We start from the raw sequence: 20,622 nt of genomic DNA on the forward strand, positions 1-20,622 counted from the left end.
AAAGCTACTTGAAAAGCAAAAAGAAGGTAAAAAGCGTATGAAAGCAATAGGTAAAGTATCTTTACCACAAGAAGCATTTTTAAGTATTTTAAAGATTGACTAATGAGCTTAAATTATAATTATAGTAGAAAAGATGGTGTTATTAAGAATATTATTAGAATAATAAAATTCAATATTAGAAAATTTTATTATAAAAATAATTATGAACGTCTAAATAAGATTTGTTTTAACAACTCAAACAATATAGTTAATTTTTTTCAGAATAATAATTTGTTAGCTATTGATTTATTACACATTCAATATGGTTGTAGAAATTTCAACTTTAATCAAGGATATATAAGTTTTGAAAGAGATTTATCTATTATTAATGAATATTATCCAAATATTTTTAAAACTCGTATGATTCCTGTAATTAATCTAAATGAAGACTATATTATATATTTAAAAAATACCCCTAATATGATTAACGAAGGACTATTTTTTTTAAGTCTTCATTACAAAAATCAACCAATTTATAATTTAAATTTTATTACCCTAAATGATGGAATATTAATTACTTGTTTGCAAGGTTGCGGTAGTGGAAATAATATAAAAGAATATATTAAAAATTTTACAAAATGTTTTTTTGGTTTAAGACCCATAACATTCATGATTTTTTATTCTTTTATTTTTATTAAAAAGCTTAAATTAAAGTATGTTTATGGAGTGGATGATTTTTATGCAATATCTAGTTTTAAAAGAGGTAAAAAAAGAAAAGGAAAAATTTTAAATATTCACAACCTTGATGAAATTTTTAAAGAAAATTGTGAAGTTATTGAACAATTTCAAGGATATAAAAAATTATCTTTTAAAACTACTCCAATTAATGAAATACCTAGTAATAAACGTTCAATGTATAAAAAAAGATATATGTTTTTAGATAATTTAATATTAAACAATTAATTTATTTTAATTTTATTTAAACTATTAGCTAGGTTTAAGCAATCTTGCAAAGTAGGATAGTCTGAAACAAAAATATTTTTTACATTATATTTTTTTAATTCATTTTCAGTGCTTTTTCCTATTGCTATTATATTTTTTGGAAAAGTTTTGAAAAAATATTCATAATCACGCACTCCTGATGGTGCTAAAAATATCAATATATCTTCATTATTTATTGACTTTACAAAAGGCTTTAAATCCTTATCTAAAGGCGTATTTAATCTAGCGTTACTATATGCTATTACAGACCTTAGGCTAATATTATTTGAATCTAAAAACTCATCTAAATCACTTATAATATTTAAAGCCCTAAAATAAACACATTTTAAATTATTTAGCAGTGGCAATATCTCGTTTTTAAATTCACTCGCGTGAGCTGATTTGCCTGTATAAAATACATCTAAGCCTAAACTATTTAGGTATTTCGTAGTTGCTAAACCTATACTAAAAATCTTTTTATTTTTTAGATTAATATTATTTAATACACAAGATTTAACGGCATTTTTGCTAGTAAAAATACAAGCATCAAAATCATCATTAATGCTAAAATTATTAAAAATTATTTCATTTACAAAAATACTCTTTATATTTGTTTCGTTTTTTAAACCAACTACATAAATCATTCAAAAAACACTTCTCTTTCAAGTTTACAAAGCAATAAAGCACAGGCTAAAGCACATTGATTTTGCTTATAAATCCTATCTCCAAGTAATTCTAATCTCTCGTGCAAAATCAAGCCTGTATCACTAATAGCACATATAAAAGCCACACCGCTTTTAACACCTAAATCATCGCTATCTCCTAAAACCCCCGTGCAAGTTATAGCGTAATTTGCCTTAGTCAATTTCAATACCCCCGTAGCCATTGCTAAAGCACAATTTTGAGAATAAACTGCTTGATTTTCTAAATGAATATCTTCTACATTTAGCCAAGCTTTTTTGCTTTTATTTGAATATGTTATAACACTACCTTCATAAACACTACTTGAGCCATTAATTTTAGTAAAATTACTAGCCAATAATCCACCAGTGCAGCTTTCTGCGAAGCTTAATTTTTTGTTATTTTCTTTTAATTTTTTAATTATATGCTCATATAAATTATCAGCAAAAATCACTTTTTTAGGGAATAATGATTTAACGGAATTTAAAAGCCCTATTTCATCTGAATATTCATTAGTATTTACTTTGACATATAATAAATTGTCAAGTAGTGAATAAATATTAAGACTTACTCCATAAGGCTTTACGCTAGTATTTAATAATATTTCAGCACTTTCTAAATCCAAATCACTTATTAAAAAATCATAACTTTGTTTTGTATTATGCAAAATTTCAGGTAGATAAAACATACTAGCTTTTAATATATTAATCATTACTCCGTTTAAATCTATTAAAACTGAATTTTTCTTATAATCTTTAGGATTTTCTACTATAAACTCATCATCAATTAAACTCAATTCACATTCTTTTAATGTAGCTAGGATTTTATTAATCATAGAAAAAGAATGCTCATCAGCAATTATCGTTACTAATTCATATTTTTTAACATCTATTTCTAAAAGAGTATTTAATTTAGAATCATCATCATTAAGCTTAATGATAGTATTAGCAAACAAATTCTTCTTAGCCAAACTTCTATCTACAAATTCACAAAAACTACTATTAAAACTCAAATCTTTTGTAAAATATATTAATAAATGTTTCATTTCTTATCCTTTTATTTAAAAAAGTATAGCAAAATAAGTGCATTTTAACAATCAAAAAATATTAAAGGCACATTTATGGATTATAAAGATACATTATTATTACCCAATACTACTTTTGAGATGAGAGCAAATCTTTATGAAAACGAGAAAAAAAGTTTTGAAAAATTTTCATCATTTGCATACGCACAATTAAGAGATAAAAAAGCACCTAAATTTATCCTACACGATGGCCCTCCTTATGCTAACGGGCATTTACACATAGGTCATGCTTTAAATAAAATCTTAAAAGATATGATTAATAAAACTAGATATTTTCTAGCTAATAATTCAATTTCATATACTCCTGGTTGGGATTGCCATGGTTTGCCTATTGAACAACAAGTTGAAATCAAATTAAAAGATAAAAATCCAAGTATAAAAGAAATTCACGACGCTTGCACAGAACACGCAAAAGAATTCATAGGTATTCAAATGAAAGAATTTAAAGACTTAGGAATAATTGGAGATTTTGACAAGCCTTATTTGACTATGGATTTTAAATTTGAAGCAAATATTTACAAAACTCTTTTAGAAGTAGCTAAAAATGGTTTATTAATTCAAAGAAGTAAGCCAGTTTATTGGAGTTGGGCTGCTAAAAGTGCTTTAGCTGAAGCAGAAGTTGAATATGAAGATAAAGAAGATTATTCAATTTTCGTAGCATTCAAACTAAACGATGATGCAAAAGCAAAACTTAAATCTTTAGGAGCAAATGATAGTATTTTAAACAACGCAAGAGCTGTTATTTGGACTACTACTCCTTGGACTTTACCAGCAAATAAAGCAATCGCATTAAATAAAGATGAGCTATATGTTTTAGGAGAAAATGGTCTTATCGTAGCTAAAAAAAGATTAGAAGATTTAGCAGAATTTAATATTAAACCTGTGCTTGAGTTTAAAGGAGATTTTTTAGAAAATACAAACGCATTAAATCCTTTAAACAATAATCTATCTCAATTCATAACAGGAGAGCATGTTTTAATGGATGGCGGTAGTGGTTTAGTCCATACTGCACCAGGACACGGAGAAGATGATTATTATGCTTGTTTAAGATATAACATTGAAGTAGAAATGCCTGTAGGAGATGATGGTTGTTATGATGAAAATATCAAAAGATTAGTGCCAAATAAACCTGAATTATTAGGAATGCATGTATTTAAAGCAAATGAAGTAATTATTGAATTATTGGGCGAAAGTCTTTTAAAATGCTCTAAATTTATACACTCATATCCATTTTGCTGGAGAACTCATAAACCAATAATTTATAGAGCTACTAAACAATTTTTCATAGCTATGGATAAAGAATTTTACAATGGTATGACTTTAAGAGAATTAGCTCAAAAATCACTTGATGAAGTGAGTTTTTATCCAAAAGCAGGAAGAAATAGAATAGGAACTATGATTAGTAATAGACCTGATTGGTGTATTTCAAGACAACGCTCTTGGGGTGTGCCTTTAGCATTCTTTAATGATAAATCAGGGAATTTGATTATGGATTTTGAACTTTATGAACACCTTGCAAACATATTTGAAAAAGAAGGCGTAAGAGTATGGTGGCAAAAAGATATTAAAGATTTATTACCAGCTAATTCAAAATATAAAGCAGATGAATTAGAAAAAGTTACTGATATTTTAGATGTTTGGTTTGATAGTGGCTCTACATTTAACGCTGTTTTAGCTAGTGGAAATTACGATATCAAAACAACTCAAGCTGATATGTATTTAGAAGGAAGCGACCAACATCGTGGGTGGTTTCAAAGCTCATTGTTATTAAGCGTTATTTTAAACAAACAAGCACCTTATAAAGCAGTTTTAACTCACGGATTTACCGTTGATGAAAAAGGTAGAAAAATGAGTAAAAGTCTAGGCAATGTAATAGCGCCAGAACAAATTGCAAAAAATTATGGCTTAGAAATCTTTAGACTTTATATAACATTATGTGATTATTCAACTGATGTTAAATTAGGTGAAAGCATATTAAAACAAACTAGCGAACAATATAGAAAAATAAGAAATACAATAAGATTTTTATTAGCAAATACTAGCGATTTAAAAGCTTATAATTATAATTTCAGTGATTTAGACAAAATGATTTTAAATAAAGCTAATAATGTGTTTGAGCTTTACAAAAAATCATTCTTAGAATATGATTTCGCTAAAGGTATGAATGCACTTTGCACATTTTTAAGTGCTGATTTAAGTGGTGTTTATCTTGATATTTGTAAGGATAGCTTGTATTGTGATGCTAAAGAAGATAGCAAAAGAACAGCGTCAATTACTGCAATGGCTTTAATACTTAAAAAATTATTAGTTTTACTAGCACCTGTATTAACTCATACTACAAATGAAGCTTGTGAACACGCAAACAAATTTATATTAGGCGATATTAAGAGTATTTTTGATTTAGAAGATTTTGATTTTGCTAGTAAAATCACACCGAGCAAAAACGATTATGAATATTTATTAAAAACTCGTGTTAAATTCTACGAGCAAATTGATATATTGAAAAAAGATAAAATAATCAAAAGCACATTAGAGCTAAATCTAGCTACTAATGATGAAGTGATATTAAATTATGAAGAAGCAGCTGATTTTTATTCATTAAGTAAAATTGAAGCTTTAAATAATAACGAAGCTTTGGCAAGTTTTGAAATTGATAATAAAACATACAAAATCATAAAATCAAATCTATGCAAATGCCCTAGATGTTGGAAATACTTAAGCCTAAACGAAGAAAGCTTATGTCCTAGATGCGAAAGGGTGTTAAAATGAGCGAACCTGTTAGCTTAGAGCTAATAGTCGGCACTATTATAGTATTAGCTATAATTAGTGCTATTGGAGTAATTTTAGTAAATAAAGGAAAGAAATGATAACTTTAGAACAAGCATTAAAATTAAGTGATAATGAATTAATAGAATTAAAAAAAGAGCTAAATAAATTAGCATTAGAAAACAAACATTTAGGAGCTTATGTAGAGCAATTAATCAATACTCCTTTAGATGATGTTGATTATCTAGGAGTGCCTGTAGCTATTAAAGATAATATTCAAGTTAAGGGCTGGAGCATTACAAATGGTTCAAAAATAATGCAAGGATATTATGCACCTTATGATGCAAGTGTGATTAGCAATATGAAAAAACACAAATTCGCACCATTTGGAAGATGTAATATGGATGAGTTTGCTATGGGTAATACTACAAAAACAAGCTTTTATGGAAAGACCCTAAATCCTTTAAATAATACTTTAGTCCCAGGTGGAAGTAGTGGTGGTAGTGCTGCTGCGGTAGGTGCAAAAATAGCTCTTGCTGCATTAGGAAGCGATACAGGTGGAAGTGTTCGCCAGCCTGCTGCATTTTGTGGTTGTGTAGGTTTTAAGCCAAGTTATGGAAGAGTTAGCAGATATGGACTTGCTAGTTATTCAAGTAGTTTAGACCAAATAGGAGTATTAACTCAAAATGTAAAAGACGCTAGTATTTTATACGATGCGATTGCAGGTCATTGTGAGTTTGATAGCACTAGTGCTGATATTCAATTTGTGCCTACATTTGATAAATTAGACGCTAATAAAAAATACAAAATCGCAATTATTAAAAATTATATAGATTCATGCTCTGATGAAATAAAAACACAAACTTATAAAGCTATAGATAAATTAAAAGCTTGTGGTCATACCATAAGTGAAGTTAGCCTTGCTGATAGTAAATACGATGTAGCTGCTTATTATATAATAGCTTGTGCCGAAGCAAGTGCTAATTTAAGTCGTTACGATGGGATTAGATATGGCAATAGAGCTAAGGAATTTAAAGATTTAAACGAGTTATATGTAAATACTAGAAGCGAAGGTTTTGGGCTTGAAGTTCAAAAAAGAATTTTATTAGGAACATTCGTGCTTTCAAGTGGTTATATTGACGCATATTATAAAAAAGCTCAATTAGTAAGAGAAGTTATCACTAGAAAATACAATGAAATTTTAAGCGATAATGATTTAATACTAATGCCTGTTGCACCAAGTCTTCCAAAATCATTTGATGCGAAGACTAGTTCTGTTGAAAGCTATTTAGAAGATATTTTCACTATTTCAGTTAATCTTGCAAAACTTGCAGGTATTAGCGTGCCTGTTGCTAAAACTGAAGATAATTTAAATGTGAGCGTTCAATTAGTAGCAAAAAGATTTGATGAGCAAAACTTATTAAATGCAGCATTAAGTTTGGAAAACGCTGTTAAATAACCTACCCTATTCTATTTTAAATTCTAAGAATTTAAAATAGATTTTAATCACTTTTAGCACTTCACCTAATATTTATATTATGTAATTTTTATACTTTCTACCTTTTTTTGTCGTAAATTAACTATCTAAATAGTGGTTAAATTGTAAATTAATAAAGTTTTTTGATATTTTTATTTAAGTAAATGCTATGATATGAAAAATAAAGGAATTTGAATGCTTAAAATTTGGAATGTTACTATTTTTAGTTGTGGTTTTAATTTAAGACATTGATTATACTATATAGCACCATATAAATTTATTAAAAAAAGGTTAGATAATATGCAAAGAGATTACGATAAAGAGCCGATAATTATCAAGGATATTAATACATTTTTTGATTTTTTACCTGCTTTTGTTTGTATGATAATAAGTTATATTGCGTATTTTCTAACAGATAATCCTAGCTCTTCACTTCATAGAAATGTTTTTATAATTATGCCATTTTTAGCACTACCTTACATAAGACCTTTTATAAAGTGTAAAAGAGAAATCATAATTACTAAAAATACCATTAATTATCTAAATAATGGCGAAGTGTTAGAAAGTATTGATTTAAATAAGCCTTTTAAGATATATAAAAGCTTTTCGGTAGTTCATCACAAATCACAAAAACCCCATGAAGTAATTCAAATTTTATGGATTTTTTTACTACCTGCTACTATCTTACAATACTTTATAAATTTTATTCTTAAATTATTTTATTACATATTTACGCTTAAACTAAAATACTATAAGGTAATGGATTCGGTAATTTTATTGCAAGATGAAAAGATTATAAATATATTAAGCATTGAAAAATATCACGAGCTTGAAAAGTATTTTAAAGATAATCATAATATCAATATAAAAGAGCTTAAAATTTATTTTGATAAATATGGTTATGTTTATGAAAAGCTTTAAAAACTAAAATACTTAATTTAAATTCTATAACTTTGATATTTTTATTTAAGTAAATGCTATGATATGAAAAATAATTAGGGTTAAAAATGGAATTTATTTTATTGCATATTATTGTGCTTATTACATTTTTTATTGTTTTAATTAAACCAAAAGGTTTTAAAAGAAAACTAATGTGGTTTGCTATTTGGTTTTTTGCATTTTTTGGTGATATATTTATAACAAATATTGTTTTTTATTACAATGCAAATAAATATGCTACAAATACATACCTTGAGACTTTTAAAGGAAATTCGCTATATATTGGTGAATATAAGGTTAATCTTATGGATAAAGAGAGGTATAAAATAAGCGAATATTATATAGGAGGATGGATTGGCTCTATATTACCAGATTTTTATATGCGATCACTTTTGGATAATAAAATAAAATATATTGAATATAAGGAAATAAGCGACCATCCTATAAATAATGGAAAATATTTTAGATTTTATTCAAGTAATGAAGATGATAAAAATTGTATGGTTTCAAAAGATTTAGAGTATAAGCTATTGTTTACATTGGAATATGATAGAAGCGATGGAACTAAAGGTTTTATAGAGTATGAAGAATTTTTAGAACTATATAATAAATATTATAAAAAATATTTAGCAGGTAATAGTAATGTTTTTTGGGAAGATTATTTAAGAAAAAATATGTTTCATGAAAAAATTCCTACTGAAATAAAAGATTTAATAAAATATTTAATACAAAAACATAATATGCCAGAAGATAGAATAAGATATCTAATTATAGATATGATGGAAGCTTATAGAAAAAAGAGTGTCAAAATTGAAGAATTCTACAAAGGTAAATGTATAGCAAGAGTAGAGATAGATAAAAATGAATTATCAAGATATGAATATGTAAAATGCACAAATTCTGATTATGAATATATATGTGATTATCCTGATATAAAAGATAAACTTTGGACTAAATTTGAATACTTTGCTTATATAAAAGATAGGATTAATAATAAAAAAATAGCTCAGAGTATTCTTGCTTATAAAACCGGCACACCTTTTTCTTTATATACTATAATAGCTACAGCTACTTCTCCATTTTATACAAGTGGTGCTCGTGCTTCAGAAACATGTAGTAAAAATATAAGTGTGCGTGGTGGCGAAGAATGCAATGATATATTTATAGACAATTTTATTAATAATAATGAGATGAAAAATAAGTAATTTTTACATATAGCAAAATAAAGCAATAAAAATATTTAAATTCTAAGAATTTAAAAATTATATTTCAACTCTAAAATACATTTACAAACCAAAAAATATTCTTAAATAATGCTATGATATGAAAAATAAAGGAGAATAAATGCTTAAAAAAATTTCTTTATTACTTATGCTAGTTTTTAGTTTAAATGCTTTTGAATTTGTTCATAAAGATAAAATACCAAAAACTCCTATATATACTTTATTTAATTTAAGCAAAAAAGGATCTAAAATTGAAATAATCTTTAAACCACAAAGAAAAGATATAGGAAAACATTTAGGGTTTTATGTTTTTTATCCTACGTATTTTTGCTATGGTAAAATAGGCAGTAAGGATTATCGTATAGTTAATTTATATGACAAAAAAATAGTAGATAATATACGAGATAATCCTTATTATCCACTTGCACTTGATATTAAAATATATGAGCTTACTAAAGATGGTAATGAGATATTAGTATTTGATAAAGTCGCTACACCAAATGATGATACATACGTAATAGGTAGTTCAATTATGAATATTAAAGGTGAAGAAGTCAGAATGGTACAAAGACATTCTAGAATTTATTTTGTACCTGAGAATAAAACATATAAAGCAGTCATTACAAATCTAATAGATGATGATAATATAAGGGGTGATTTTACAAAAATCGCAATTACAGTTAATAGAAGAAAAGTTTAATAAGGAGAAAGAATGGCAAATTTTAGATTAGATTTAAATGGTGATTTTACAAATATTATAATTATACCTATGGGGACAAAAACTCTTAATAAAAATAAAATTACAAATTATAAAACTTCTAATTACTATTTTAAATTATTGTAAAAATTATGAGAATTTGAAATAAGGATTTAAAAATATTACAAAAAGTAACAATTAATAAAAATTAATAAAGTTTTTTGATATTTTTATTTAAGTAAATGCTATGATATAAAAAACAATTAAGGTTATATTATGAAAAAAACATTAGAAATCTTAAAAATACTTTTTAAGATTTTTATAATAATTGAAATAGTGATTGCTTTTTACTCAATTTTTGCTGGTGTTATTTTTAGCATTGGCTCAGATGTAAATGTAATTTATTCAATTATTGTTTGCTTTTTTGCAGCTAATTATTTTATTTATGAAAATTTAAGTCAAATAATAATTTTATTTTATGAGGGGTTTATACTTTATCCACTAATATATCTTAAAGTTTTTATAATTATATTTTTTATAATACTTTTCTTTAAATTAAGAAAAAGATTTAATAATAAAATAGCTTTTAAATATAGCATAATACCTATGATAATAATATTTACTTTATATAATTATTTTTTTAGAACCATACCTGATTACTCAAGTAAAACTCACGAAAAAATAGTAACTCTAAGTGATTATAAAAAATATCAGCAAGGCTATTGCTTAAAAGAAGATAGGATATTACCTAAAGATGAGCTTTATAAAAGAGTAGTGGTTGATGATTTTACAAAGTTATTAGTACGTAAAGATATTCTTTATAAAATGATTTATAATAGCATTACAAATCATGAATATGAGATACATAAAGATATAAATCTAGATAATTACAAAGATTACTTAAGAAAAAATATTTATTCTAAAAGATATGTTAATTACGATGAATTAGAACCGGTTGATTACACTAAATATCTAGTAGTTAAAAATAATATAGCTGGATTTACTAAACCTATTATTTTACTTGGATGGGGTGCTTCTGTTTCAATTTCAGTTTATACGGATATAGCCTTTGAATTTAAAGATAATATATATAGAACCTATAGCTTTTATCTTATTGATGAATTTGATGAGCGTGAAGATAAAGAAAAAGAGTATAAATATAGACTTAGAGTTTTTAATCATCAGCTTTTATCATACGAAGCTGATATAAAGGAAAAACGTAGTTATATACGCAAATTTGATAATTGTGGTTATTCAAACTTTGATCCAGAAAAAGAAGCAATTGAGATCTACAATGGTATTTAAAATTATAAAAAGGAGAAAGAATGGCAAATTTTAGATTAGATTTAAATGATGATTTTACAAGTGAAATATTATCATTGTATTTGTGGGGACAAAAAAGAGCTCCTAGTAAAGATGAGATTACAAATTATAAAACTTATAATTCTTATTTTAAATTCTTTAAAAAATTATGAGAATTTGAAATAAGGATTTAAAAATATTACAAAAAGTAACACAATAATTAATTTTAATAAAGTTTTTTGATATTTTTATTTAAGTAAATGCTATGATATGAAAAATAAAGGAGAGTTATGTTTAAAATATTAGCTATTTTACTAATTACAAATATTTATTCATATCAAATAAATAAGTTAAAAATAGAGCTAGATAGTATTTATAAAAGCTTTGCATATATTACAAAAGAGATAAAACAAGACCAAAATGAGTTTATAAAAATCATTAGTAATTGCAAAGATGATAATAATTGTATTATAAGTTCTTATAAAGCTAGAATAAAAGAGCTTAGCACTAGTCTTGAAAACTCAAAAACCTATCCTAAAGAACTAATAGAACATATAAAAATAATTCAAGAAAACTCAATAGAATGCAATAAAGATAACTATATGCGATATGAGCATGGACGATTTATTGATGAGCCAGAAAAATGTAGAAAATTACTAAAACTCAATAATTTTTGGCAAGATTTTTTTAGATATAAGGATATAAAAATAAAGCCAAAAATTGTAGATGCTAAGCCTTACGCAAGCCAAGAAGTAAAAGATACTCTTAAATACTGCTGGGATTTAGGGCTTGATAGAAAAGTTTATAAGTATATAAAAGATTATAGTTCAGATGATAGCAATGATAATGTCAGTTATCGTTTTATAGAAGTTGATAAAAATAATGAGCTTTATATTATAAGTAAAATTAAAGGTAAAAAATACATAGAAAAACATAAAAGTATAACTATAAGTGATGTAGTTTTAGATGATAAAAATTACTTAGCTTTATCAGGTGAAATTGGAAATATATTATTTATAGAAAAAGATTTTTGCAATCATCCTATGAAGAATAAAAATCTATTAGAACTTTTAAAAAATTCTAATAAAATGAAAATGTCAAATAAATATTACGAAGAAGCAAAAGAAACTTTTATTATAGAGTATAAGGGTAGTGATTATATTTTAAATTATCATAAATTTAATAATTTAAATCATATTAGATATGACAGTTATTATAATATAACTTTTATTGATATTTTAGATATGGTATCTAATGTAATTTATCAACCATATTCAGAAAAAACTCTTAATAGATGTAATAAATTTAAAATTTTTGGTTGTGAAACAAATCTAAAAAAGGAGAAAAAATGAGTTTAAGTGGTTTCATAGGGTAAAAAACTTTAGTAGTGAATTATATAATAATATTAAGAATAATGAAGGTTTTGATGTAAAAGTTTATCTTGATAGTAAACTTAGACCTACAATTGGTGTTGGTTATGAATTAATTTCTCATAAAAATACTTGGAGAGAACATTTTAAAACAATCAAACTTAATGTTAGCAATGAACAAGCTAATGATTTTAATAATTTAATATCTGCTTTATCTAAAGTAAAGTCTAAAGATGAAGGCAAACGTATTATTGAAAAGTATTATAACAATAAAAATAGCATAAAACTAACTAACGAAAAAGAAGCAAAAGAACTTTTTTATACTATATTGCCAGATTATAAAAAAATGATTATTAAAACAAGTAATAATCCTAATCAAGGAATTAGTGAAGAAATGTATAAATATCTAAAAGATAGCAAAGAATTAATAACTCTTATTGATTTAGCGTACAATGGGGGTAAAAAATTAATAGGACCTGGTTTATCTAAAGCTATTGAAGAAGGTGATAGAGCTAGAGCTTGGTTTGAGATAAGATATAATTCTAATGGCGGGAAATCACGAAAAACTAGTGGTTATGGAATTGCACAAAGAAGAATAAGAACTTCAGATTTTTTTGGGCTTTATCCTGATGGCAATGTAGATGAAGAATATCATATGAAAGTAGTTAGAATGTATGCTGACTATAAAGATAAAATAATCGGAGAAGAAACCAGCATAGAAGAACCTAGTGAAAATGATGGTAAGAAAATAGGAGAAGCTTATCAAGGTACAAATAGTTTTAAAAGCCAAATCTCTACAACCCTTAAACATTTTACTAATGAAAATCAAATTAGTGGGGATATTATATTGCTTGATAATACCCATAATAAATTAGGTGAAAATACAAATTTAAATAAAAATGATTTGATTATCATTGATGGTGGAGAGCATAAGATTAGCGATATAAGCGGTAATGATATTTATTATGTTCGTAATGGTAAAGTTACAATAGACGATAAGGATGGCAAAGGTCAAGTAGTATTTAATGGCTCTACATTAGAAGGTGGTTCTTATGATGAAGATAGGAAAGCATATATAGATGCTAAAGATACAAGTATTACATATGAGCTTAAAGACAATAATGATTTAATAGTAACTAAAGGCGATAGTAGTATAACAATACGCAATTTTAAAAAAAGCGAAGATGGATTTTTAAATATTAATTTAAAGGATAATCCAGGCAAAGAAGTAGCTATAGTAATAGATACAACAGGTTCTATGGGAGATGATATAGCAACTTGCAAAGCAAATGCAAAGATTATAGCTAGTAATATCTTTAAAGAAAATTTTTATTCTAAAATATCAATAGTTACTTATAATGATAATGATATAAAAACAATTGGAACTTACACTGATTATCAAGGTTTTTTAGGTGGAATAAATAGTGTTAATTTGCAATATGGTGGCACAGAATACACTATGGCAGCTATCTTAGAAGGAATGAGTCGTTTTACACCAAATAATCACTTGAGTAAAGAAGTGTATGTAATGACAGATGAGCCTGGAGATGATAATCATAGAAGAGATGAAGTAGAAGGTAGAGCTAAAATTTTTTATGTAGCAGGTCTAAGAAATGCAAATAATACCAATAAATACGAAGATAATTCAGTAAAAATTAATTTTATAGCTATTCGTAATGAGTTTGAGCATTTTAAAGATTTAGCTAAAAATACTAATGGAATGTATTTTAATTCAAATTCAAGTGAAGAGCTTAGCGATGCTTTATTTGAATTAAGCAATATAGGAACCTCAAGTAATGATGTGATAGAAGGCAATGATAAGGATAATAGTCTTAATGGATTTGGTGGAGATGATACACTAGTAGGTAAGGCTGGAAGCGATACTTATACATTTACTGGGCTTAATTTTGGTAACGATACCATAATAGAAAGCAATTTAAATAATATTGATAAAAATACAATTATTTTTAAAGATGTAAGCTATAAAGATGTAAGATTTAAAAAAGATTTAAATGATTTAAAAATTACACTTAATAAAGATAATAGCGTAACAATAAAAGATTTTTATAATACCAATAATGAAAGTAAAATTAGTAGCATAAGCTTTAGTGATGTTACATTAGATGAACTAGCTATCAAAAGAAGCGTAAGTATGCAAGCAAACAAAGAAGCAATAGTATTCTTAAAAGAAAAAGATTTTAGCTTTTCTAATTTTGCTACATCAACATTTGCAGTAGCCTATCAAGATAATGCAAGCAATATAAGCACATCTTATAAAGATGATGTAATAATAGGCAGTAATAAAAACGATATTATATCAACCAAATTAGGAAACGATACTTTAATCGGTGGTAAAGGAGATGATAAGTTATATGGTGGATTTGGTAATGATATATATGTTTATAGAAAAGGTGATGGAAATGATTTAATCTATGATGATGGTGGGCAAGATGCTTTAAAATTACAAAATTTAAAAGCTGATGAAATATTTTTAATAAAAGATGGTAAAGACCTGCTAATAAAGTTTAAAGATGATGATACAAATAGCATAAGAGTAGCACATCACTTTGCTTGGAAATTTGGCTATCACAATCAAATAAACACAATAGAACTTGATGATAATAAATTCATCAATACAAAAACAATAGATAAACTAATAGAGCAAACTAGTGCATTTGCTAAAAATAACGGCATAGATATTCATAATATTAATCATATAAACGATGATAGATTAAATCAAATCTATATGAGTGCTTGGAATTAAGCAAATTACCCTAAATTAATTTAGGGTAATTATTATTTAAGTATTTAAAAAATATATTAATTAGGTAAAATATGTTTAAAATTTTTAAAAAATTTGATGATGATACACACGAATTTAAACCACTTTTAGTAGAGTTAGAAGATAGACCGCAAAATCCATTAGGTAAAAGTATTTTATATATAGTTTTATTTGTAATAGTTTTTAGTATTGCTTGGCTAATACTAGCTAAGGTTGATATAGTAGTAAGTGCTAGTGGTAAAGTAGTTCCTGATGGAGAAATTAAAATAATCAAACCTTTAGAAAACGGAGTAATTTACAAAATTCTTGTAAAAGAAGGTGATAAAATAAAAGCAAATGAGCCTTTAATATTGGTTGACCCAAGTGTATCTAAAGTCAATTTAGAAAGTAAAAAAGAGAATTTAAAAGCTTTAGAAGATAGTTTAAAAAGATTAAATGCACTAAGTAACGAGAGTGAATTAAAAGATGTTAGTAATGCAGAATTAAGCCTATATCAAAACCAATTAAATAGCTTTAAAAATAGCATAAACACTTATGAATTTAAAATCAAACAAACTATTAATTCATTACAAGCCAATAAAGAAGAATTAAAAAGATTAGAAATAGAGCATAAATACACAAGCTCAAAATTAAATAGACTTAGCAAGGTAAAAGATATAATCGCTTATAAAGATTATGAAAATTTATTAAAAACAAAGCAAGATTTACAATTACAAATACTTGTAAATAAAAACAAATCTTTAGAATTAGAAAATAAATTAAACGAACTCACAAAAGAACTTGAGAGTTTTAAAGCAAATTTTATTGCTAAAAATTATGATGAACTCTTAAAAACTAAAAATGAAATAGCATTATTAAAGGCAGATATAAACGCGATAGAATTTCAAAGCCTAAGGCAAGTTATTTCATCACCAGTTGATGGATATGTAGGAAAATTATTTGTAAATACTGAAGGAAGTTCTGTATCAAGCAATGAGCAATTAATATCAATAATCCCAATTGATAAACCACTTATAATAAAAGCAAATGTATTAAATCAAGATATAGGATATCTTAAAAAAGGGCAAAATGTAGCTATCAAAATAACCACATTTAATTTTCAAAAATACGGCAAACTAGATGGAATTTTAGAACATATTGGAAACGATGCTATAAAAGATGAAAAATTAGGAGATATTTTTGAAATTAAGGTAAAACCTTTAAAAAATCATTTGATAGTAGATGGGGAAGTAAAAGAAATAGAACCAGGAATGCAAGTAATAGCTGAAGTAAAGGTTGGCAAAAGAAGAGTAATAGAGTTTTTCATATATCCTATTATTAGATATCTTGATGAAGGGCTTAGTATTAGATGAGAATTATTTTTGTTTTTCTTATAATGCTTAGCACATCAATAGCTAAAGATTTTTACACCATACTAGACTATGCACTTAAAAATTCTCCTATCATAAATATCGCAAAAATAGATATTAAAAGTGCTAATTATAATTATAATTTTTATAAATCATATTTATATCCAGAATTATCATTTAATGCAGATTTTAAGTATTCAAATACAAAAAGTAATGATTATAAAAGAGAGCTTTTTAGCGATTATAACAATCATCAAAGCACAATATCACTTATATTAAAATATGATTTATTCAAATTTGGAAATGATTATTATAAAATCAAATCAGCCAAAGAGAATATCGCTACAAGTAATTACAATAAGTGTTATAAGGAATTGCAATTATCACTAGATTTATTAGAATACTACAAACTCGCACTATTAAGTGAAAATAAATTAAAAACATATAAAAATTTAAGCCTTGCTTATGAAAGTTTATATAAATTATCAAAGAGATTAAATAAAGTTGGAGAATTAGATTTAATCAATGTAAATTCTTATTTTTTGGACTTTAGCGATGCAAAAACACAGATTTTAAAACTAGAATTTGAATTAAGAAATTATTTATCATATATATCGTATTTATCAAATCTTAATATTGATAAAATAGATGATTTTAGTAAAATTGATGAAATTGCTTTAGACTTTTTAGAATTTGAAAAAACAAATAAATTTTTAGAATTAAATTCTAAAATAAAAAGCTCAATGTATGAACTAAAATCCCTAAATCAACGCCCTACAATAAGCCTTTATTCAAGATATGATTTTTATGATAAAACCAAAAATAATTATCAAGACCTTGCCGATAGTTCTAAAAAACACGGGTACTTAGTAGGAATTGGGATTAACTATATTATATTTGATGGATTTAAAACAAGTTCATCTAAAGAGTTAAAACAATTAGAAATAAACAAATTAAATCAAGAGCTAATACAAGCAAAGCTAGAATATGAAAAACAAATAAACGAGCTTATATTTTTCATACAAAACAAAGATGAAATAATAAAAACCTTAAAGATAATAAGCAAAGAAGCAAATACAAATGAGCTTTATATACAAAAACTACACAAAACTGGTGAAAAATCAAAATTTGAAGTCATAAATGCAAGTATAGAAAACTATAAAAAACTCCAAGATTTAAATGAATATATAATAAATGCAAATGCAAACGCTATTAAAATTAATTTAATAAATAATCAATTTAATAATTGTAAAAAAGGATATTAATATGCATACAGCCTTAGGTTGCTTATCACTTTGTGCGCAATTTGCAAATATATCAATAGATATTAATGCGATTTGTAACAAATACGCTTTAAAAGATAGCGAGCCAAGTATTTACGAACTAGCAAAAATCGCTAAAGATAATGATTTTAAAGTAAAAATCAAAAAGCTTAATTTAAAAAACCTTCATTTATATAAAGCACCTTTTATATTTTTGAAAAAAGATTTAACATATTTTGTAGTTTTAAAACTTGATTTTAATAATCAACAAGCTCTTATTTTTGATGGTGGAAAAGAAGCAAGGCAAATTAGCTATGAAGAATTACATAATTTATCAAGTGATAAAATCTTAATCCTAGCACACAAATTATTAAACGATAGTGTAAAGTTTGGCTTCTCTTGGTTTTATAAAAGAATGCTAAGTTATAAGGGTATTGTATTACAAATTTTATTAGCAAGTTTTGTTATGCAATTATTTGGCTTAGTTACACCTTTATTTACTCAAGTAGTCCTTGATAAAGTCTTGTTGCACCATAGTATAAGCACACTTAATGTAATCGCTTTTGCATTTTTTAGCGTTATTGTTTTTGAAAGTTTATTAAGCCTTAGTAGAAATTATATCTTTACTCATACTACCACAAAAATTGACGCAAAATTAGGCAGTGAGTTATTTACACATTTATTATTGTTACCTATGGTGTATTTTGAGAATAGAAAAGTAGGCAACATAGCAGCTAGAATAAGAGAGCTTGATAATATAAGAGATTTTATAGCCAACAAATCAGTAAGCGTGATTTTAGATTTGTTATTTAGTATAGTTTTTATTTTGATGATGCTTTTATATAGCGTGAAGCTAACATTTGTTTCATTAGCTTTTGTGATTTGTATTGCTTTGATTTATTTTTTTATAACGCCTATTTTAAGAGCAAGGCTTGAAGATAAATTCCAAATGGGAGCAGCATCTAATTCATATCTAGTAGAAAGCATAACAGGAATGCAAACCATAAAATCCCTAGCCATTGAAGGTAGTATGAAAAAATACTGGGAGGATTATTTAGCAAAATATTTAAAATCATCTTTTAATTTAAGTAATCTAAGCAATATCGCAAGTACTTTTGCTAATTCTTTACAAAAGCTTATGACATTAGCGATTTTGTATTTTGGAGTAGGATTAGTAATTGATGGGAGTTTAAGTGTAGGACAATTAATAGCCTTTCAGATGTTTGCCAATCAATTTAGCGCTCCTATTATGCGACTTGTAAGCTTGTGGAATGAATTACAACAAGCTATTTTAAGCGTAGATAGATTAGGAGATATTTTAAATACACCGCAAGAGCAAACTACAAATAAACCTATATCGCTAAATCAAGTATCAGGTAATATAAAATTTGATAATGTAAGCTTTAAATATAGCCCAAATTCTAACTATGTCTTAAATAATCTAAGCTTTAACCTACAAGCAAATAAAAGCATAGGAATAGTAGGACGCAGTGGCAGTGGTAAAAGCACCATAACAAAACTCATAGAAAGACTTTATATCCCAAACGAAGGCTCTATTTATATAGATGGAATAGATTTAAGACATTTAAATCCTTATGTTTTAAGGAGTAATTTAGGCGTAGTTTTACAAGAAAATTATTTATTTAGCGGTAGTATCAAAGAAAACATAAGCCTATCAAAGCCAAGCGCATCAATGCAAGAAATAATAAATGTATGCAAAATAGCAGGAGCACACGATTTCATAAGCGAACTTAGTGCAGGTTATGATACTTTAGTAGGAGAAAGAGGCTCTGCATTAAGCGGCGGTCAAAGACAAAGAATAGCAATAGCAAGAGCCTTGCTACATAATCCAAGGGTTTTAATATTTGATGAGGCTACTTCTGCACTTGATTATGAAAGCGAGAAAATCATCACATCAAATCTATCGCTAATCAAACAAAACAAAACATTTATAATAATAGCACATAGATTAAGCACGGTTAAAGATTGTGATGAGATATTAGTCCTTGATAAGGGTAATTTGGTTGAGTGTGGAAATCATACAAAACTAATGGAACTTAATGGATACTACGCACATTTATACAAACAGCAAAATCTATAAACCTAAAACTATAAATAATTTAATAAATATTATTTATAGTTTTAAAAGAATTTGAATTATGAATTTGAAATTAAATCAAAAAATATTTTTTAATATTATTTATTACGAAAAGTAACATAATTTTAATAATTATTTTTAAATTTTATGAATTTTTATTGTTTATTTGCTATACTAAACCATAAAAGTTGTTTTATATTTGGAGCGATAAATGTATTCTAAGCTGATAGAGTTTATAAAAAAATCATTATATTATTTGTTTGTACTTCTTTTTGCATTAATAATTTTAATGATTGGTATTGTTTCTATGGCGATATATAATTTTTTTCAACCTTACGATTATAGTGATTTTGTTAAGGTAACAAAGGAATTAAAAAAAGTTGAAGAAATTTTATTAAAGCAAGGATATAAACCATATTATGATTTTGATGATAAAAGAACATATAAGGTAAATTACAATGAACTTGGATATGGTTGCATTATTGATGAGTTACAAAAACAAAAATACGCTATTCAAAATTTTTTTGTGAGATACCTACAAACGCATTTAGAAAAAATCAATAATTATAAAAGTATAGATGAAATAAAAGAAATAAAAAAATTTAGCAAAGATTTATTAAAAACTTCACAAG

General features: G+C 25.7%; 18 protein-coding genes. 16 read left to right on the forward strand and 2 right to left on the reverse strand.

What is annotated here, in order from left to right; translation table 11 throughout:
* Both AVBRAN12647_RS08510 and AVBRAN12647_RS08515 read left to right on the forward strand, forming a co-directional pair.
* On the forward strand, window positions 1-103 hold a 103-nt coding region (locus AVBRAN12647_RS08510), incomplete at its 5' end, for a hypothetical protein (protein WP_336615033.1).
* On the forward strand, window positions 103-942 hold the full coding sequence (locus AVBRAN12647_RS08515; protein ID WP_336615023.1) for a DUF535 family protein: 840 nt from the start codon (window positions 103-105) through the stop codon (window positions 940-942). The genes AVBRAN12647_RS08510 and AVBRAN12647_RS08515, both read left to right, overlap by 1 nt.
* On the opposite strand, the gene AVBRAN12647_RS08520 is transcribed toward AVBRAN12647_RS08515, so the two are convergent.
* Together AVBRAN12647_RS08520 and AVBRAN12647_RS08525 are read right to left on the reverse strand one after the other, a co-directional pair.
* Complete coding sequence (locus tag AVBRAN12647_RS08520; protein WP_336615024.1) at window positions 939-1,604, reverse strand: uroporphyrinogen-III synthase; 666 nt, start codon at window positions 1,602-1,604, stop codon at window positions 939-941. The two genes, AVBRAN12647_RS08515 and AVBRAN12647_RS08520, sit on opposite strands and share 4 nt — an antisense overlap.
* Entirely contained in the window at window positions 1,601-2,686 is a 1,086-nt protein-coding gene (locus AVBRAN12647_RS08525; protein ID WP_239803657.1) for a CinA family protein, read from the reverse strand. Before AVBRAN12647_RS08525 ends, AVBRAN12647_RS08520 begins: the two co-directional genes overlap by 4 nt.
* Before the next feature lie 75 nt (window positions 2,687-2,761).
* Here AVBRAN12647_RS08525 and ileS point away from each other — a divergent pair, with 75 nt between their 5' ends.
* From ileS to AVBRAN12647_RS08595, 14 genes are all read left to right on the forward strand, one after another.
* A complete protein-coding gene (ileS, locus tag AVBRAN12647_RS08530; RefSeq protein WP_336615025.1) occupies window positions 2,762-5,494 on the forward strand; it encodes an isoleucine--tRNA ligase in 2,733 nt (910 codons plus the stop codon).
* A 94-nt stretch (window positions 5,495-5,588) separates the two neighbouring features.
* Window positions 5,589-6,950, forward strand: a complete 1,362-nt coding sequence (gene gatA / locus AVBRAN12647_RS08535; RefSeq protein WP_336615026.1) for an Asp-tRNA(Asn)/Glu-tRNA(Gln) amidotransferase subunit GatA — start codon at window positions 5,589-5,591, stop codon at window positions 6,948-6,950.
* 318 nt (window positions 6,951-7,268) lie between these two features.
* On the forward strand, window positions 7,269-7,889 hold the full coding sequence (locus tag AVBRAN12647_RS08540; protein WP_336614104.1) for a hypothetical protein: 621 nt from the start codon (window positions 7,269-7,271) through the stop codon (window positions 7,887-7,889).
* A gap of 86 nt (window positions 7,890-7,975) precedes the next feature.
* Complete coding sequence (locus AVBRAN12647_RS08545) at window positions 7,976-9,112, forward strand: hypothetical protein (protein ID WP_336615027.1); 1,137 nt, start codon at window positions 7,976-7,978, stop codon at window positions 9,110-9,112.
* 139 nt (window positions 9,113-9,251) lie between these two features.
* A complete protein-coding gene (locus tag AVBRAN12647_RS08550; protein WP_336608734.1) occupies window positions 9,252-9,830 on the forward strand; it encodes a hypothetical protein in 579 nt (192 codons plus the stop codon).
* A gap of 12 nt (window positions 9,831-9,842) precedes the next feature.
* Window positions 9,843-9,974 carry a hypothetical protein gene (locus tag AVBRAN12647_RS08555; RefSeq protein ID WP_336615028.1) on the forward strand — a complete coding sequence of 44 codons (132 nt, stop codon included), beginning with the start codon at window positions 9,843-9,845 and terminating at the stop codon, window positions 9,972-9,974.
* 129 nt (window positions 9,975-10,103) lie between these two features.
* Entirely contained in the window at window positions 10,104-11,132 is a 1,029-nt protein-coding gene (locus tag AVBRAN12647_RS08560) for a hypothetical protein (RefSeq protein WP_336615029.1), read from the forward strand.
* Window positions 11,133-11,152: 20 nt separating this feature from the next.
* Complete coding sequence (locus AVBRAN12647_RS08565; protein WP_214117709.1) at window positions 11,153-11,302, forward strand: hypothetical protein; 150 nt, start codon at window positions 11,153-11,155, stop codon at window positions 11,300-11,302.
* A 117-nt stretch (window positions 11,303-11,419) separates the two neighbouring features.
* Window positions 11,420-12,481 carry a hypothetical protein gene (locus AVBRAN12647_RS08570; protein WP_214117710.1) on the forward strand — a complete coding sequence of 354 codons (1,062 nt, stop codon included), beginning with the start codon at window positions 11,420-11,422 and terminating at the stop codon, window positions 12,479-12,481.
* A gap of 412 nt (window positions 12,482-12,893) precedes the next feature.
* On the forward strand, window positions 12,894-15,263 hold the full coding sequence (locus AVBRAN12647_RS08575) for a VWA domain-containing protein (protein ID WP_336615030.1): 2,370 nt from the start codon (window positions 12,894-12,896) through the stop codon (window positions 15,261-15,263).
* 71 nt (window positions 15,264-15,334) lie between these two features.
* Window positions 15,335-16,633 (forward strand): HlyD family type I secretion periplasmic adaptor subunit, encoded by a 1,299-nt coding sequence (locus tag AVBRAN12647_RS08580; RefSeq protein ID WP_214150390.1) that lies wholly within the window; start codon window positions 15,335-15,337, stop codon window positions 16,631-16,633.
* Window positions 16,630-17,895 (forward strand): TolC family protein, encoded by a 1,266-nt coding sequence (locus tag AVBRAN12647_RS08585; protein ID WP_336615031.1) that lies wholly within the window; start codon window positions 16,630-16,632, stop codon window positions 17,893-17,895. Before AVBRAN12647_RS08580 ends, AVBRAN12647_RS08585 begins: the two co-directional genes overlap by 4 nt.
* A gap of 1 nt (window position 17,896) precedes the next feature.
* Window positions 17,897-19,993 (forward strand): peptidase domain-containing ABC transporter, encoded by a 2,097-nt coding sequence (locus AVBRAN12647_RS08590; protein WP_214117715.1) that lies wholly within the window; start codon window positions 17,897-17,899, stop codon window positions 19,991-19,993.
* A gap of 208 nt (window positions 19,994-20,201) precedes the next feature.
* On the forward strand, window positions 20,202-20,622 hold a 421-nt coding region (locus AVBRAN12647_RS08595; protein WP_336615032.1), incomplete at its 3' end, for a hypothetical protein.

The sequence above is a fragment of the Campylobacter sp. RM12647 genome (assembly GCF_020138135.1).
Classification (GTDB): domain Bacteria; phylum Campylobacterota; class Campylobacteria; order Campylobacterales; family Campylobacteraceae; genus Campylobacter_E.